This window comes from Blastococcus sp. TF02A-26 (assembly GCF_003319125.1).
Taxonomy (GTDB): domain Bacteria; phylum Actinomycetota; class Actinomycetes; order Mycobacteriales; family Geodermatophilaceae; genus Trujillonella.
Genome location: NZ_QOHG01000008.1, coordinates 71,867 through 86,814, shown reverse-complemented (window position 1 = coordinate 86,814; position 14,948 = coordinate 71,867). Strand labels below are relative to the sequence as shown.

Genomic DNA, 14,948 nt, shown 5'->3' with positions numbered 1-14,948 from the left:
TCCTCTCGTGACCAGCCCTGACTTCTACGCGCTCGAGGACCTCCTGGCGCCGGAGGAGATCGAGATCCGCGACCGGGTGCGCGCCTTCGGCGAGCGCGAGGTCACGCCGATCGTCAACGAGTACTGGGAGCGCGCCGAGTTCCCCGGCCAGCTGGTGCCGAGGCTGGCCGAGCTCGGCATCGCCGGCGGGACCATCGAGGGCTACGGCTGCCCCGGCATGAGCGCGGTGTCGGCCGGGCTGGTGGCCGCCGAGCTGGCCCGCGCCGACGGCAGCATCGGCACCTTCAACGGCGTGCACAGCTTCCTGGCCATGCAGTCGATCGCGATGCTCGGCTCGGAGGAGCAGCGGCAGCGCTGGCTGCCCGCGATGGCGCGGATGGAGACGATCGGCGCGTTCGGCCTGACCGAACCCCGGCACGGCTCCGACGCCGTCGGCCTGGAGACCTCCGCCCGCCGCGACGGCGACTCCTGGGTGCTCGACGGCCAGAAGAAGTGGATCGGCAACGGGTCCATCGCCGACCTCGTGCTGATCTGGGCCCGCGACGAGGACGGCGACGTCGGCGGGTACGTCGTCGAGAAGGGGACGCCGGGCTTCGAGGCCACCGTCATGACCGGCAAGACGGCGCTGCGTGCGGTGTGGCAGGCCGAGATCACCCTGACCGGCGTCCGGGTGCCGGCGGAGAACAGGCTCGCGGAGTGCCGGTCGTTCAAGGACGTCTCGACGGTCCTCGACCGCACCCGGTACACCGTCGCCTGGCGGGCGCTGGGCCTCGCGACCGCCTCCTACGAGCTGGCACTGGCCCACGCGCTGCAGCGGGAGCAGTTCGGCCAGCCCATCGCCGGCTACCAGCTCGTGCAGGACAAGCTGGCCCGGATGCTGGCCGAGATCACCTCGATGCAGCTCATGTGCTGGCGGCTGTCGAAGCTCGCCGACGCCGACCGGATGACGCCGGCGATGGCCTCGCTCGCGAAGATGAACCACGCCGCGAAGGCCCGCGCGATCGTCGCCGACGCCCGCGACATCCTCGGCGGCGACGGCATCCTGCTGGACCACCACGTCGCGCGGCACCACGCCGACATGGAGGCGGTCTTCACGTTCGAGGGCACCGACTCGGTGCAGGCCCTCATCGTCGGCCGGGAGATCACCGGCCTGTCGGCCATCAGCGGCCGACGGAAGAGCTAGACGGCGCGGAGCAGCGGGCCGGACCGGGTGGCCGGCGCGGCGGGGACGGCGGCAGGCGACACCGCGCTCAGCCGTACGCACTCCGGGCAGGCCGTGCGCCCGGTGCCCATGCGCTCCCAGCGCTGCGAGCCCCAGATCTGCACGACGGCACCGCACAGCGCCAGGTCGACGACGCCGTCGAGCTCACGGGCCGGCCGGTCGGCGACGACCGCGTGCCACGGCGTCTGGTCCGACGTCCCGTGCCACGACCACCGGTCCGGCCTGGCGAAACCGACGGCGTAGGTCTCCACGCAGACGTCGTGCCCACGGACCCACCGGTCCAAACCCCCACGGCGGTAACGGGTGTCCGGGTGTGGCCGACCCGACCCCGGGGAACCCCCGGGGCCCCGAGCCCAGGGACCCCCGCTCCCCTCCGGAGAAGCCATGACCGCCGCCCCCGAGCACGACGTCGTCGACCTGCTCAGCGCCGACCACCGCGAGTTCGACCGGCTCTTCCGGGAGCTGGAGGGCCTCCTCGGGCGGACCGGCGCCGACGACCTCCGGCGCAAGCGCGACCTCGTCGACGAGGTCACCATCGGCATCGTCAAGCACGCCGTCGCCGAGGAGACGCAGGTCTACCCGCGCGTGGAGGCCGACGTCGACCGGGAGGAGGCCGAGCGCTCCAAGCACGAGCACGGCGAGGCCGAGGAGACGATGAAGCGCCTCGAGCGGATGGACCCCGAGGACGCCGGCTTCGACGACGAGGTCCGCACGCTCATCCGGGAGATCCGCGAGCACGTGGTGCACGAAGAGGGCCGCATGTTCGCCGAGCTGCGGCGGGCCTTCTCGTCCGAGCAGCTCACCGCGATGGCCCGCGACGTCGAGCGGGTCAAGGCGATCGCCCCGACTCGCGCCCACCCGCTGACACCCAACGAGGCCGGCGTCCGCACGGTGCTCGGTCCGGTCGCCAGCCTGCTGGACCACCTGCGCGACGCCGTGAGCGGACGCGGCAGGCACTCCGGCTGAGGACCGCCGGCGTTACCGTCGGAGGGGACGACGACGACGAGGGAGGGAGCGGCCCGGTGGAGCCGGTGAGCCTGCTGATCGGAGCCGCGCTGCTGGCGGTGGGGTACGGCGCGGGGCTGCTGACCCGTCGCCGGCCGACCCCGCCGCCCCCGGCGCCGCCGCCCACGTGCGGCTGCGGCCACCCGCTCAGTCAGCACGACACCGAGACGAACACCTGCTACGCCGAGCTGCGCCGCGACACCTACGACAAGCGTGGGCGCTGGTCCGGGCACGCCTGGGTGCCGTGCACCTGCCGTCAGTACGTCGGCCCCCGGCCGATCGACGAGGTGTTCCTCCCCCGCCTGCTGCCCCCCGCCGCGGAGTGACCGACTCCCCCGCGGGCCGGCGGCGGGTGCTGCTCGCCGCGACCGAGCCGCTCCGTGCCCTGGCCAGCGCCGGCGGCCTCGCCGCGACCCTCCCGCTGCTCGCGCTGGCGCCGCGCGGGGACCGGCACCCGGTCCTGGTGCTGCCCGGCCTCATGGCCACCGACATGTCGACCACCGCGCTGCGCGGCTGGCTGCGCGCCCTCGGCCACCCGGTGGTCGGCTGGGAACTCGGCCGCAACCGCGGCCCCACCCCCGAGGTGGTCGACGCGCTGCCCGGGCTCGTCCAGCGGCTGGCCGACCGGCACGGCACCGCGGTGAGCATCGTCGGGCAGAGCCTCGGCGGGATCTTCGCCCGGCGGCTCGCGGCGCGGACCCCCGCCCAGGTGCGCCAGGTGATCTCCCTCGGCTCGCCGTTCTCCTCGGTGGTCACCGCCGCCGACGACACCCCGGGCTCCCGCGTCTACCGCCGGTTCGCCCCGCTGCACTCCAGCCGGCGGCTGTCGACAGCCGATCCGGCCCGGCCGCTGCCCGTGCCGAGCACATCGGTCTACTCCCGTTGGGACGGCGTCGTCGACTGGCGCGCCTGCCTGCAGCGGCCCGGGCCCCGGAGCGAGAACGTCGGCGTGCACGCCAGTCACCTGGGGATGGGCCACGACCCCGCCGTCCTGTGGGTCGTGGCCGACCGGCTGGCCCAGCCCGCCGACGCCTGGCGCCCCTTCCACCCGCCGCCCGGGCTCGCCCGGCTCTTCCCCGGCGAGCCCGGGGACCGCTAACGGCGGCGGGCCCGCAGGACGGCGTCGGCCATGTGCAGGTGCTCGCCCTCGTGCGCGCGGCCCATCCGCGGTCGCGCCTCGGCGACCAGCACCTCGAACTCGCCCGCCGGCAGCGCGGCGGCCAGCTGCTCGCCGGTGGCGAACAGGTCGGGGTCCTGGCCGTGCCGCACCGTGTGCAGGTCGCTCGGGTCGTGCTGCGCCACCAGGAGCGTGCCGCCCGGCGCCACTCCCGCGGCCAGCCGGGCGATGACCGCGTCCCGCACCCCGCCGGGCACGTGCAGGAACGCCGTCGTCACCAGGTCGAAGGCATGCCGGGGCGGCGCCCAGGTGGTGACGTCGGCGTACTGCCACCTCGTGCGCTCGGCGACCCCACGCTCCTCGGCCGCGGCGGCCGCGCGGGCGAGCGCGGTGCGCGACAGGTCGACCGCGGTCACCCGCCACCCCTGCTCGGCCAGCCAGAGCGCGTCGCCGCCGGTGCCGCAGCCGACGTCCAGCGCCGTCCCGGGCGGGAGGTCGGCGGTCTCGGCCACGAGCACGTCGTTGGGCCGGCCGCTCCAGTGCGCCTCCCCGGAGGCGTAGCGTTCCTCCCACCACTGCTCGTCGTAGACGGTCACGCGGCACCCACCTCGGTGCGGGCGGCGACGGCCGCGCGGGTCTCCTCCATCACGAGGTCCATGTTGATCTGCCCCGCGGCCGCGAGCCCCTGTGCCGCCGCGACGACCACCTGTGCGCGGACGTCGCCCGCGTTGCCGGCGATCCACACACCGGGCACCGACGTCGCGCCGTCCGCGCCGGTGGGCAGCACGCGGCCGAAGACGACGCCGTTCATCCCGACCTCCTCCGGGACGAGCCCCAGCTCGGCCAGCAGCTCCTCCGGTGCCCCGACCCTGGTCTGGGCGACCAGCGCCCGGCGCGGGACGACGGTGCCGTCGGCCAGCCGGACGCCGGAGAGCCGGCCGTCCGCGGTCTCCAGCCCGACGACCTCGCCGGTCACCACCTCGACGCCGCGGGCGGCGAGCTGCTCCCACTGCTCCTCGGTCGGCTCGGGGCCGGTGTGCAGGAAGAGGGTCACGTCCGGGGTCCACTGGCTCCACAGCAGTGCCGCGTGGGTGCTCATCGCGCTGCCCGACAGGATCCCGACCGGCTGGTCGCGCACCTCCCAGCCGTGGCAGTACGGGCAGTGCAGGACGTCGGTCCCCCACAGCTCGACCAGCCCGGGGACGTCGGGCAGCTCGTCGCGGACGCCCGTGGCCACCAGCAGCCGCCGCGCGACGACCGTGCCGCCGTCGGCCAGGGCCACCTCGAACCCGCCGTCCACGCGCCGCGCGCCGGTCACCCAGCCGTCGCGCACCTCGCCGCCGTACGCGGCGACCTCCGCCCGCCCCGCCGCGACGACCTCGGCCGGCGGCGTGCCGTCGCGGGTGAGGAAGTTGTGCACACCGGCCGCGGGCGCGTTGCGCGGCGTCCCCCCGTCCACCACCAGCACGCTGCGCCGCGCGCGGGCCAGCGCCAGCGCTCCGGACAGACCCGCCGCTCCGCCACCGATCACCAGGACATCGACTCGTTCGCTCATGCCGGCGAGGGTGCGCGCGACGTCGCCGTCTTGACAAACTTCCTTGCTGAAATGGCAAAGTGGACGCATGAGCGACGACGACGTCCTGGCGGCGGTGGGCCCCCGGCTGCGCGAACTGCGGACCAAGCGCGACGTGACGCTGACCCAGCTGTCGGAGACGACGGGTATCTCGGTGAGCACCCTCTCGCGGCTGGAGTCCGGCCAGCGCCGGCCCACCCTGGAGCTGCTCCTCCCCCTCGCCCGGGCGCACTCGGTACCGATCGACGAGCTGGTCGGCGCGCCCTCCACGCCCGACCCGCGGGTCGTCGCCCGGCCCTTCGAGAAGGGCGGCCACGTCTTCTGGCCGCTGACCCGGCGCCCGGGTGGGGTGCAGGCCTACAAGCAGGTCATCCCCCCGCACCACCCGCCCGGGGATCCGGAGCAGAAGACCCACGAGGGCCACGAGTGGCTGTACGTGCTCTCCGGCCGGGTGCGTCTGCTGCTCGGCGAGCACGACCTCGAGCTGCGCGCCGGCGAGGTGGCGGAGTTCGACACCCGGACGCCGCACTGGGTCGGCAACCCCGGCGACGTGCCGGCCGAGATCCTCAACCTCTACGGACCGCAGGGCGAGCGGATCCACGTGCGCGCCCAGCCGGCGCGGGGTACCGGCCGGGGATGAGCGGCAAGACGGCGGAGGACTACGCCGACGACTACACCGACCCGCAGCTGCGCGAGCGGCTCAAGGAGGAGATCAAGGCCGGGGACCGCGGTGGCCGTCCCGGGCAGTGGAGCGCGCGCACGAGCCAGCTCCTCACGTCCGAGTACGAGGCGGCCGGCGGGGGCTACCGGCACGAGGGCGAGCGCACGGACGCGCAACGGCACCTGCAGCAGTGGACCGGGCAGGACTGGCACACCGCAGACGGCGGCACGGACGCCCGGGACGGCTCGACCACGCACCGGTACCTGCCCGACGCCGCCTGGCAGCTGCTGACCGAGGACGAACGCGCCGCGACCGAGCGCGCGAAGCAGGACGGCGAGGGGCAGCACGTCCCGAACCCCGACGCCGCCCGCGAGGCGCGCGCGGCCGCGGAGCTGCTGGACCTCGCCGCCCCCGAGGCACGCGAGCGGGTGGCCGGGATGGACGCCGGGACCCTCGACCGCGCCGAGCGGGCCGAGCGCGAGGTGGGCCGCGACCGGAAGACGGTCCTCGAGGCGATCGACCACCGCCGACGCGACCTCGCCTGAGCCGTCGGTCCGCGTCGACCCTGCTGACGTAGGTTCCGGAGGGAGGTGCACGCATGAGCACGACCCTCGACCGGGACACCGCGGCGGCCCGCGTCTCGGCGTTCCCGCGCATCGCGGTGGACCGGCCGGACCTCAAGCACGCCGCCGTCGCCGTCTGCGTCGTCGAGGACGACGGCGTCCCCGCGCTCCTGATCACCCGCCGCGCGGCGCGCATGCGCAACCACGCGGGCCAGTGGGCGCTGCCCGGGGGCCGGCTCGACACCGGGGAGACCGCTGTCGAGGGAGCCCTGCGGGAGCTCGACGAGGAGGTCGGGCTGTCGCTGCCGGCGTCCACGGTGCTCGGCCTGCTCGACGACTACGTGACGCGATCGGGCTACGTGATGACCCCCGTCGTCTGCTGGGCCGGCGCGGTCGGCGAGCTCGTCCCGCAGGAGACCGAGGTGGCCCGCATCCACCGGATCCCGGTCGCCGACCTCGACGTCGAGCCGCGGCTGATCCGCATCCCCGAGTCCGAGCAGCCGGTCATCCAGCTCCCGCTGCTCGGCGGGTACGTGCACGCGCCGACCGCCGCGGTCGTGTACCAGTTCTGCCAGGTGGCCTGCCGGGGGCTGGGGACCCGGGTCGCCCACCTCGAGGCACCCGTCTTCGCCTGGCGCTGAGGCCGCGCCCCTCCCCTCCCCGTGGGGCATGGGTACCGATACCTGCGTCCTGGAGACCCGAGACGGGGGTATCGGTACCCATGCCCCGAAGAGGCGGGGTCGGCTACAGGAGCTCGAAGATGGTGGCGTTGGCCTGGCCGCCGCCCTCGCACATCGTCTGCAGGCCGTAGCGGATGCCGTTGTCGCGCATGTGGTGCAGCAGCGTCGTCGCGATACGCGCGCCGGAGCCCCCCAGCGGGTGACCGAGGGCGATGGCGCCGCCGTTGGGGTTGAGCGCCTTGGCGTCGGCGCCGATGTCGGCCAGCCAGGCCAGCGGCACCGGCGCGAAGGCCTCGTTCACCTCGAAGGCGCCGATCTCGTCCAGCGAGAGGCCCGAGCGCTGCAACGCCTTCTCCGTGGCCGGGATCGGCGCGGTCAGCATCATGATCGGGTCGGACCCGGCCAGGACGGCGGTGTGCACCCGCGCGATCGGGGTCAGCCCGAGCTCGCGCGCCTTCTCGCCGGTCGTCATGAGCAGCGCCGCGGACCCGTCGGAGATCTGCGAGGAGTTGCCGGCGGTGATGACGCCGCCCTCGGGCTTGAACACCGTCTTCAGGCCGGCCAGCACGTCGGCGGTCGTGCCCGGACGGATGCCCTCGTCCTCACCGACCACGGTGCCGTCGGGCAGGGTCACCGGGGCGATCTGCGACTCGAAGCGGCCCTCGGACCTCGCAGCGGCCGCCTTCTCGTGCGAGGCCACGGAGAACTCGTCGCACTGCTCGCGGGTGAAGCCCCACTTCTCGGCGATCAATTCCGCGCCGACGCCCTGGTTCGGGAAGGCGCCGTAGCGCTCCATGAACGCCTCGCCGAAGGGGTTCTGGTCCATCAGCGCGGTGCCCATCGGCACCCGGCTCATCGACTCCACGCCACCGGCCACGACGACGTCGTACTGGCCGGCGACCAGGCCGGCGGCGGCGAAGTGGATCGACTGCTGCGAGGAGCCGCACTGGCGGTCGATCGTCACGCCGGTCACGGTCTCGGGCCAGCCCGCGGCCAGCGCGGCGGTCCGGGCGATGTCGAAGGTCTGCTCGCCGACCTGCCCGACGCAGCCCCAGATGACGTCCTCGACGACGGCGGGGTCGACACCCGCGCGCTCGACCAGGGATCGCAGCACGTGCGCGGAGAGGTCGGCCGGGTGCACCCCCGACAGGCCGCCCTTGCGCCTGCCGACCGGCGTCCGGACGGCCTCGACGATGACTGCGTCACGCATGCTGTTCTCCCCTTCGAGAAGTCGTGCCGACCACTCTACGGAGACCGCGGTCACGCCACGGGGGTTCAGCCGACGGGAACGGCTCCCCGCGCCAGCCGGGCCAGCCGGTCGGCCGGCAGCTGGTGCAGCAGCTCCAGCCGCTGGCACGCCGCGCGGCCGGGCACCGCGATGCCCCGCTCCCAGGACCGCACCCGGCGGCCGGTCGTGCCCAGGCGCCGGCCGAGCTCCGCCGCGGAGAGGCCGGCCGTCGCCCGGAGCGCCTCGAGGACCGCGGGCAGGTCTGCGGGCACCCACGCCCGGCGCATCAGGATCGGCGGGACGGGGACCGCACCGGCCCGCAGCACCTCGGCCAGCGGTCGCCGGTAGCACCGGGCCAGCGACCGTGCCGCGGCCAGACCCGGCCGACGACGGCCGTGCTCGTAGCGGCGCAGGGTCCGGACGCTGATGCCGACGTGGTGCGCGGCTTCCTGCTGGCTCATGCCGGCCGCGGTCCTCAGGCGGGCCAGCGCGGGGATGCTGTCGGCGCGGGCCACCGGGGTCGCGCCCCGCTCCAGGAGCTCCGCCGGGGTCAGGCCCAGGGCCTCGGCCACCCGCTCCAGCCGGTCCTCCGGCACGCGGGTGCGGCCGTTCTCCCAGCGGTGCGCGGTCGTGGAGCCGATGCCGACGGCGAGGGCGAACTCCCGCTGCGTCCAGCCGGCGGCCCGGCGCAGCGCACCGAGGCCCGGCAGCGCCGCGCCGTCCCAGCGCCCCGCCGGGGTGTCCTCGAGCAGCCCGTCCAGCTGCTCGGGCGCGACCCGGAGGACCCGCGCCAGCGCCGGCCGATGCTCCGGGCTGGGCCGGCGGCAGCCGTTCTCCCAGCGGGAGACGCTCGCCGGCGTCACCCCGACCCGGTTGGCCACCTGGGTCATGGTCAGCCCGGCCGCGAGGCGGGCCCGGCACAGCGGCGAGGCGTGCCGGCCGCCCGAGGTGCGCTCGGTGCGCACCCGGTCCTCCCCCGCCACCGCGCGGGCCGTCAGGTCGTCCCAGCCGAACAGGCGGGCGAGGGCGGCCAGCTGGAGGGGCTGCGGCCGGCGGCCGAGCTCCCAGTTGCGGACGGTGGTGCGCGCGACGCCGAGCCGGCGCGCGAGGTCGCCGTGGGTCAGCCCGTGCACGGCCCGCCAGTCGCGGACGTGCGCCGCGAGCGTCGGGCCCTCCGGCACGGGGGCGACGGCGACGGGCGGCGCCCAGGGGGAAGCGGTCACGAGGATCGACCCCCGCGTGCGGGGCTCGGGACGATCGGCGGAACGGCGCTCATCGCAGACCTCGCTTCCGGGAGGGGGACCGGATCCCCCGGGGGGACGGGCGGCGCCCGCCGCACATGCTTACCGTAGACGTTTCGACAACTATCATACGGGTGGGCCCGGAGGGAAGGTCCGCCCGTCGACGGACTGCTCCGCACAGGTGGGGACGTCGCTCGACCAGGTGCCGGCCGGGCCCGCCGTGGGCCGGGGGCGATCCGAGCCGGACTAGGCTGGTCGACGCTCCTCGGAAGGAGGCCCGGCGTGTCGTCCACCCCCGCCCCGCAGACCCCCCGCAAGCGCCGTGCGCGCGGGTCGATCAGTGCTGCGGAGATCCTCGAGGGTGCCTACGAGCTCGCGTCCGAGGAGTCGCTCGAGGCGCTGAGCATGCCCCGCCTCGCGCAGCGGCTCGACGTCGGCGTCACCAGCATCTACTGGTACTTCCGCAGCAAGGACGAGCTCCTCGACACCCTCGCCGAGCGCGCGATGGCCGAGTTCGACCGGCGCATCGACATCCCCGACGACCTGCCGTGGGACGAGTACCTGCGCCGCTACTTCCGCAAGCAGCGGCGGATGTTCCGCGAGCACGAGCTGCTCTGCGACCTCATCGTGCTGCGCAGCTCCGGAACGCCCGAGGCGCACCGGCTCTCAGCCGAGCGGATCGACCGGGTGCTGCAGCTCCTCGTCGCCGCCGGCTTCCCGCCGGACGCGGCGATGAACGCCTACGCCGCCCTGTCGGTGTTCACCCGCGGGTCGGCGGCGCTGGCCCGGATCTCCGACGACGGCGCGGCGGTGGCCGAGCCGACCGCGGGGCCGTTCGAGGAGGCCCCCCGGCTGCGCGTGCTCGGTCAGCTGGAGCGGCCGCAGCTGCTGGCCATGACCGGGGACGAGGAGTTCGAGTTCGGCCTCGAGAACACCCTGCGCGGGCTGCGTGCGCTGCTGCAGGACCTGCTGGCCGACGAGCCCTGCACGCGGGCCGCCGCCCGCTGAACGGTCCCGACCCGGGAGGGGCGACCGCGACCGGCGCCTGGTAGGTGTGTCGGGTGACCGACATCCTCGACGTCCTCACCGTGGAACGGCTCGACACCGACGTCTTCCGCGGCCACCCGGTGCCCACGCACATGGCGCGGACGTACGGCGGACAGGTGGCCGGGCAGGCGATGATGGCCGCGGTCGGGACGGTCGAGCCCACCCAGCCGGTGCACTCCCTGCACGGCTACTTCCTCCGGCCGGGCCGGCCGCAGCAGCCGATCCTCCTGCTGGTCGACCGGCTGCGCACCGGACGCGGCTTCAGCACGCGGCAGGTCAACGCCGTCCAGGACGGCGAGACCATCTTCTCGATGTCGGCGTCGTTCCACACCGGCGACGAGGGCCCCGAGCACCAGGAGGCCGCGCCGGTCGTGCCCCGGCCCGAGGAGCTGCCCCGGGAGGACCCGCTGGGCGGCGCCTTCGCCGACGAGTGGCCGAACTGGGACGCCGTCCGGGTTCCCGAGCCCGACGGCGAGCGGGTCGACCGGCGCCCACGCCAGCTGTTCTGGGTGCGCTACCGCCACCGGCTGCCCGACGACCCCGCCGTCCACGTCGGGGCCCTGACCTACCTGAGCGACCTGTTCCTCATCGGGACGTCGACGCAGGTGCACGCGACCGAGCCGGGCCTGCAGTTCGCGACCCTGGACCACGCGCTGTGGTTCCTGCGGCCGTTCCGTGCCGACGAGTGGCTGCTGTACGACCAGGTCTCGCCCTCGGCCGGCGACGGCCGGAGCTACAACCAGGGGCGGATCACCGACCTGCGAGGCCGGCTGGTCGCGACCGTCGTCCAGGAGGGCCTCATGCGCCGCCCTCGGACGACACAGCCCCCGTCGGCCTAGGGCCGACGGGGGCTGTGGGGGTCGTTCCTCAGACGTGGATCAGCACGGCGCCGGACATGCCGCCGCCGGCGCACATCGTCGCGATGCCGTAGCCACCGCCGATCCGGCGCAGGTCGTTGACCAGCGTGGTCAGCATCCGGGCGCCGGAGGCCGAGATCGGGTGGCCCAGGCTGCAGCCGCTGCCGTGGATGTTGACCTTCTCCTCGTCGATGCCGAGCAGCTTGCAGGCGGCGACGGGCACGGAGGCGAAGGCCTCGTTGATCTCCCAGAGCGCGATGTCGGACACCGACAGCCCGGCGCGCTCGAGGACCTTCGGGATGCCGTCCAGGGGCGCCATGCCCGTCCGGCGCGGGTTGGTGCCGGTCGCCGCCCACGCCTTGACGGTGGCGAGGACCGGGAGGCCCTCGCTGCGGGCCAACTCGTCGCTGGCCAGGGTCAGCGCGGCCGCCGCGTCGTTGACGCCGCTGGCGTTGCCGGCGGTGATGGAGAAGCCCTCGATCTCCGGGTGCAGCACCTTCAGCGCGGCGAGCTTCTCCATGGTGGTGCCGCGGCGGGGGTGCTCGTCGACGGAGAAGTCGACGTAGCTGCCGTCCTTCTGCAGCGCCTTGATCGGCACGATCTCCTCGACGAGCAGGCCCGCGTCGATGGCCTCGACGGCACGCTGGTGGGAGCGCAGCGCCCAGGCGTCCATGTCCTCGCGGGTGAGACCGGCCTCGACCGCGGTGTTCCAGCCGACCGTGATCGACATGTCCTTGCTGGGCGCGTCGGGGGCGTCCTTGTGGATCGGCGGGAACCAGTCCACGACGTCCTCGGTGCCGGGCGCGCGGCGGGAGAAGCGCGGCGACAGCGACGACGCCTGGACGCCGCCGGCCACGATCGCGCGGTCCATGCCGGACCGGATGGACCCGGCGGCGATGGCGACCGAGGTCAGGCTGCCGGCGCAGTGCCGGTTGATCGCCAGGCCGGGGACGTGGTCCAGCCCGGCCTCGATGGCGACGTAGCGGGCGACCGCGCCGCCGCCGTACAGCGACTCGGCCAGGATGACGTCGTCGACCAGCTGCGGGTCGATGCCGGCGCGCTCGAGGTTCGCGGTGAGGACGACCTGCGCCATCTCCTCCGCCGTGGTGTCGGCGAGGGTGCCCTTGCGGGCCGTCCCGATCGCGGTTCGGGCGGCACTGACGATGACGGCCTCGGGCATGGGGCACCTCGATGTACTCGGGGGAACAGGTCGATGGGGAACCGGCGGACGTCCCGGAGCCCGTCTCGCAATGTAGAACGGCTTACGGTACGCAACAAGGAGGTCGCCCCGACGGCCTCGTGCACGGCCGCCGCCCCGCCGATCCGAGGGAGTCCGAGATGCAGGCCAGCGACCCGGTCGGGGTCCCGACCGGAGTGCCGACGCTTCCGGCCGCCGACCTCGCCGAGATGCCGCCCCCTCCCCTGGTGCTCGACGGGACCGGCCGCCCGGTCGAGCCGCTGCTGGTCGTCGACGCACGGGAGTTCGCCGAGCTGTCCGCGCCGGCCCGTCGCCGGGCGGTCACGGCGCTGCGCGGGAGCCGTCGCTGCACGGTCGCCGTCGCCACGGGCCGGGAGCGGGTCCCCGGCGAGCTGGCCCAGGCCGTCGACCTCGGGCTCACCGCGAACCCGGACTCGGCCGACGCGCGCACGGTCGCCGTCCCGGACCTCCACGCGGCCCTCGCCGGCCTGGGCGACCGTTTCGCGGCCACCCCGCTGGCCGCCCTGACCTACGTCTGGCTGCTCCGGCAGAGCGCCGGGCTGCCGGTCCCGGCCGCGCTGACCGCGGAGTCGGCGGCCTACTCCACGCTGCTCGCCGGCCCCGAGTTCGCCGGCTGGCTCGATGCCCGGGGGCCGGCCCGCGAGCCGGACGACCGCAGCCGCCGGGTCGTCTCGCAGCGGGTGGGCGACGTGCTGCACGTGCGGCTCGACCGGCCGGCCCGCCGCAACGCCGTCGACGCCGCCATGCGCGACGCGCTGCTCGCCGCGCTCGCCCCCGCCGAGTGGGACCCCCACCTGCTGGTCGAGATCACCGGGGCCGGCCCGGCGTTCTCCGCCGGGGGCGACCTCGACGAGTTCGGCTCGGCGCCGGACCCGGCGCGGGCGCACGTCGTGCGGCTGGGGGCCAGCGTCGCCGAGGCGGTCCACCGGATCCGTGACCGGGTGACGGTGCGGGTGCACGGCACCTGCCTGGGCGCGGGGTTCGAGCTGCCCTGCTTCGCCGGGCGGGTGCTCGCCGCGCCGGACACCCTCCTGGGGCTGCCGGAGCTGGCCATGGGGCTCATCCCGGGCGCCGGGGGCACGGTGAGCATCGTGCGCCGGGCCGGACGCTGGCGGGCGGCGTGGCTGGGCCTGACCGGCTCGCGGGTGGATGCTGCCACCGCCCGGGCCTGGGGCCTGGTCGACGAGGTGCTCGACGCCGTCCCCGTCCCCTTCTGAACGACGACGGCGGCGGCACCGGGATCCGGTGCCGCCGCCGTCCTCGACCGCTCAGCGCGGGGAGGGCTTCTCCGTCTGCCGCGCCCGGCCGGCCGGCGTGCCCGCGGTCCCCTCGCTCGAGGAGTCCTCGCCGAGGCGCCGCTCGAACCCGGCCGGGATGACCAGGTCCTCGCGCGACAGGTCGGCGATCGAGGGGTGACCGAGACCCAGGAGCGCCGAGCCGAGCCCGTCGCGCATCAGGTCCAGGACGTTCTCGACACCGGCCTGCCCGTTGGCCGCCAGGCCCCACAGGTAGGCGCGGCCGATCATCACGGCCCGGGCGCCGAGGGCCAGGGCCTTGGCGACGTCGGAGCCGCGGCGGATGCCGCCGTCGAGGAGCACCTCGACCTGGTCCCCGACGGCCTCCGCGATCACCGGCAGCGCGCGGATCGAGGCCGGCGTCCCGTCGAGGTTGTTGCCCCCGTGGTTGGACACGGAGATGGCGGTGGCACCGGCGTCGATGGCGCGCTTGGCGTCGTCCACCCGCATGACGCCCTTGAGCATGAACGGCGCCTCCGGCCACAGGCTGCGCAGCCAGGCCACGTCCTCCCAGGTCGGCATGGGCGACTGCATCCACTGGCCGTACGCGCCGAAGAACGTCGGCGCCGGGTCCCCGGGGGTGGCGACCATGTTCGGCACGGTCAGGTCGGGGATCTTCCCCGTCTTGACGAAGTCGAGCAGCCAGGCCGGCTTGAGGGCGACCTGCGGGGCGTAGCGGCGCATCGCCTCGAAGTTGATCTTCTCGGGGATGAAGGGGCTGCCCCAGTCCCGACCGTAGGAGAACGACCAGTCCAGCGTGGCGATCAGGCCCGCGGCGCCGGCCCGCTTGGCCCGCTCTACCTTGGCGGCCATGGTGTCCCGGTCACCGACCCAGTAGAGCTGGAAGAAGGTCTTCGGGTTCGCCGCGATGACCTCCTCCATCGGCTTGCTGGCCATCGACGACAGCCCCATCGCGGTGCCGCGGGCGGCGGCCGCGCGGGCGACGGCGACCTCGCCGTCGGGGTGCACCGCCTGGACGCCGGTCGGGCTGATCATCACCGGCAGGGAGATCTCCTGGCCCATCACGGTGGTGGCCATCTGCTTGGCGTTGGCCAGGCCGGCCGAGTGCGGGGCGAACCCGAGCTCGTCGAACGCCGCCAGGTTGTCGGCGGCCGTCAGGCCCTTCTCCGACCCCGCGACCAGGGCGCCGTAGACACCCTTGGGCAGCCGGCGCTTCGCCCGCCGCTGGGCCTCCGCCACCGTCTCGAACCACTTGCCCACTGCACACCCCTGTCGGTCG

Annotated in this window: 17 protein-coding genes; 10 read left to right on the top strand and 7 right to left on the bottom strand. The window is 75.0% G+C overall.

Annotated elements, in window-relative coordinates; genetic code table 11:
- Positions 1-7 precede the first annotated feature (7 nt).
- Entirely contained in the window at positions 8-1,183 is a 1,176-nt protein-coding gene (locus DQ240_RS10995) for an acyl-CoA dehydrogenase family protein (protein ID WP_113839654.1), read from the top strand.
- Here the strand turns inward: DQ240_RS10995 and DQ240_RS10990 are convergent.
- Positions 1,180-1,473 (bottom strand): hypothetical protein, encoded by a 294-nt coding sequence (locus DQ240_RS10990; RefSeq protein ID WP_199589244.1) that lies wholly within the window; start codon positions 1,471-1,473, stop codon positions 1,180-1,182. The two genes, DQ240_RS10995 and DQ240_RS10990, sit on opposite strands and share 4 nt — an antisense overlap.
- Before the next feature lie 133 nt (positions 1,474-1,606).
- Between DQ240_RS10990 and DQ240_RS10985 the strand changes: the two genes are divergently transcribed.
- The 3 genes from DQ240_RS10985 to DQ240_RS10975 all read left to right on the top strand — a co-directional run bounded on the left by DQ240_RS10985 (position 1,607) and on the right by DQ240_RS10975 (position 3,326).
- On the top strand, positions 1,607-2,188 hold the full coding sequence (locus tag DQ240_RS10985; protein WP_113839653.1) for a hemerythrin domain-containing protein: 582 nt from the start codon (positions 1,607-1,609) through the stop codon (positions 2,186-2,188).
- A gap of 65 nt (positions 2,189-2,253) precedes the next feature.
- On the top strand, positions 2,254-2,553 hold the full coding sequence (locus tag DQ240_RS10980) for a hypothetical protein (RefSeq protein WP_233498636.1): 300 nt from the start codon (positions 2,254-2,256) through the stop codon (positions 2,551-2,553).
- Positions 2,550-3,326 (top strand): triacylglycerol lipase, encoded by a 777-nt coding sequence (locus tag DQ240_RS10975; protein ID WP_113839651.1) that lies wholly within the window; start codon positions 2,550-2,552, stop codon positions 3,324-3,326. Before DQ240_RS10980 ends, DQ240_RS10975 begins: the two co-directional genes overlap by 4 nt.
- Here the strand turns inward: DQ240_RS10975 and DQ240_RS10970 are convergent.
- Together DQ240_RS10970 and DQ240_RS10965 are read right to left on the bottom strand one after the other, a co-directional pair.
- Positions 3,323-3,940: a bifunctional 2-polyprenyl-6-hydroxyphenol methylase/3-demethylubiquinol 3-O-methyltransferase UbiG gene (locus tag DQ240_RS10970; RefSeq protein WP_113839650.1), complete on the bottom strand. Its 618-nt coding sequence runs from the start codon at positions 3,938-3,940 to the stop codon at positions 3,323-3,325. The two genes, DQ240_RS10975 and DQ240_RS10970, sit on opposite strands and share 4 nt — an antisense overlap.
- Positions 3,937-4,899, bottom strand: coding sequence for an NAD(P)/FAD-dependent oxidoreductase (locus DQ240_RS10965; RefSeq protein ID WP_113839649.1), 963 nt, complete (start codon positions 4,897-4,899; stop codon positions 3,937-3,939). The genes DQ240_RS10970 and DQ240_RS10965 overlap by 4 nt, the downstream gene beginning before the upstream one ends.
- Positions 4,900-4,966: 67 nt before the next feature.
- Between DQ240_RS10965 and DQ240_RS10960 the strand changes: the two genes are divergently transcribed.
- The 3 genes from DQ240_RS10960 to DQ240_RS10950 are packed head-to-tail and all read left to right on the top strand — an operon-like array spanning position 4,967 to position 6,782.
- Positions 4,967-5,557: a helix-turn-helix domain-containing protein gene (locus tag DQ240_RS10960; RefSeq protein ID WP_113839648.1), complete on the top strand. Its 591-nt coding sequence runs from the start codon at positions 4,967-4,969 to the stop codon at positions 5,555-5,557.
- Complete coding sequence (locus DQ240_RS10955; RefSeq protein ID WP_113839647.1) at positions 5,554-6,123, top strand: hypothetical protein; 570 nt, start codon at positions 5,554-5,556, stop codon at positions 6,121-6,123. Before DQ240_RS10960 ends, DQ240_RS10955 begins: the two co-directional genes overlap by 4 nt.
- A 53-nt stretch (positions 6,124-6,176) precedes the next feature.
- On the top strand, positions 6,177-6,782 hold the full coding sequence (locus DQ240_RS10950; RefSeq protein ID WP_113839646.1) for a CoA pyrophosphatase: 606 nt from the start codon (positions 6,177-6,179) through the stop codon (positions 6,780-6,782).
- 103 nt (positions 6,783-6,885) lie between these two features.
- Here the strand turns inward: DQ240_RS10950 and DQ240_RS10945 are convergent, their stop codons facing one another.
- Both DQ240_RS10945 and DQ240_RS10940 read right to left on the bottom strand, forming a co-directional pair.
- Positions 6,886-8,031 (bottom strand): thiolase family protein, encoded by a 1,146-nt coding sequence (locus DQ240_RS10945; protein WP_113839645.1) that lies wholly within the window; start codon positions 8,029-8,031, stop codon positions 6,886-6,888.
- A gap of 65 nt (positions 8,032-8,096) precedes the next feature.
- A complete protein-coding gene (locus DQ240_RS10940; RefSeq protein ID WP_113839644.1) occupies positions 8,097-9,272 on the bottom strand; it encodes a helix-turn-helix transcriptional regulator in 1,176 nt (391 codons plus the stop codon).
- A gap of 300 nt (positions 9,273-9,572) precedes the next feature.
- Between DQ240_RS10940 and DQ240_RS10935 the strand changes: the two genes are divergently transcribed.
- Together DQ240_RS10935 and DQ240_RS10930 are read left to right on the top strand one after the other, a co-directional pair.
- On the top strand, positions 9,573-10,298 hold the full coding sequence (locus DQ240_RS10935) for a TetR/AcrR family transcriptional regulator (RefSeq protein ID WP_113839643.1): 726 nt from the start codon (positions 9,573-9,575) through the stop codon (positions 10,296-10,298).
- A gap of 53 nt (positions 10,299-10,351) precedes the next feature.
- Positions 10,352-11,176 (top strand): acyl-CoA thioesterase II, encoded by an 825-nt coding sequence (locus tag DQ240_RS10930; protein ID WP_113839642.1) that lies wholly within the window; start codon positions 10,352-10,354, stop codon positions 11,174-11,176.
- 28 nt (positions 11,177-11,204) lie between these two features.
- On the opposite strand, the gene DQ240_RS10925 is transcribed toward DQ240_RS10930, so the two are convergent.
- Positions 11,205-12,374 carry a thiolase family protein gene (locus DQ240_RS10925; protein WP_113839641.1) on the bottom strand — a complete coding sequence of 390 codons (1,170 nt, stop codon included), beginning with the start codon at positions 12,372-12,374 and terminating at the stop codon, positions 11,205-11,207.
- Between the two features lie 158 nt (positions 12,375-12,532).
- Between DQ240_RS10925 and DQ240_RS10920 the strand changes: the two genes are divergently transcribed.
- The gene (locus DQ240_RS10920; protein WP_199589243.1) at positions 12,533-13,630 is read left to right on the top strand and encodes an enoyl-CoA hydratase/isomerase family protein; all 1,098 of its coding nucleotides are present in this window, start codon (positions 12,533-12,535) and stop codon (positions 13,628-13,630) included.
- A gap of 51 nt (positions 13,631-13,681) precedes the next feature.
- On the opposite strand, the gene mftD is transcribed toward DQ240_RS10920, so the two are convergent.
- Positions 13,682-14,929 carry a pre-mycofactocin synthase MftD gene (gene mftD / locus DQ240_RS10915; protein WP_113839640.1) on the bottom strand — a complete coding sequence of 416 codons (1,248 nt, stop codon included), beginning with the start codon at positions 14,927-14,929 and terminating at the stop codon, positions 13,682-13,684.
- Positions 14,930-14,948: the final 19 nt, after the last annotated feature.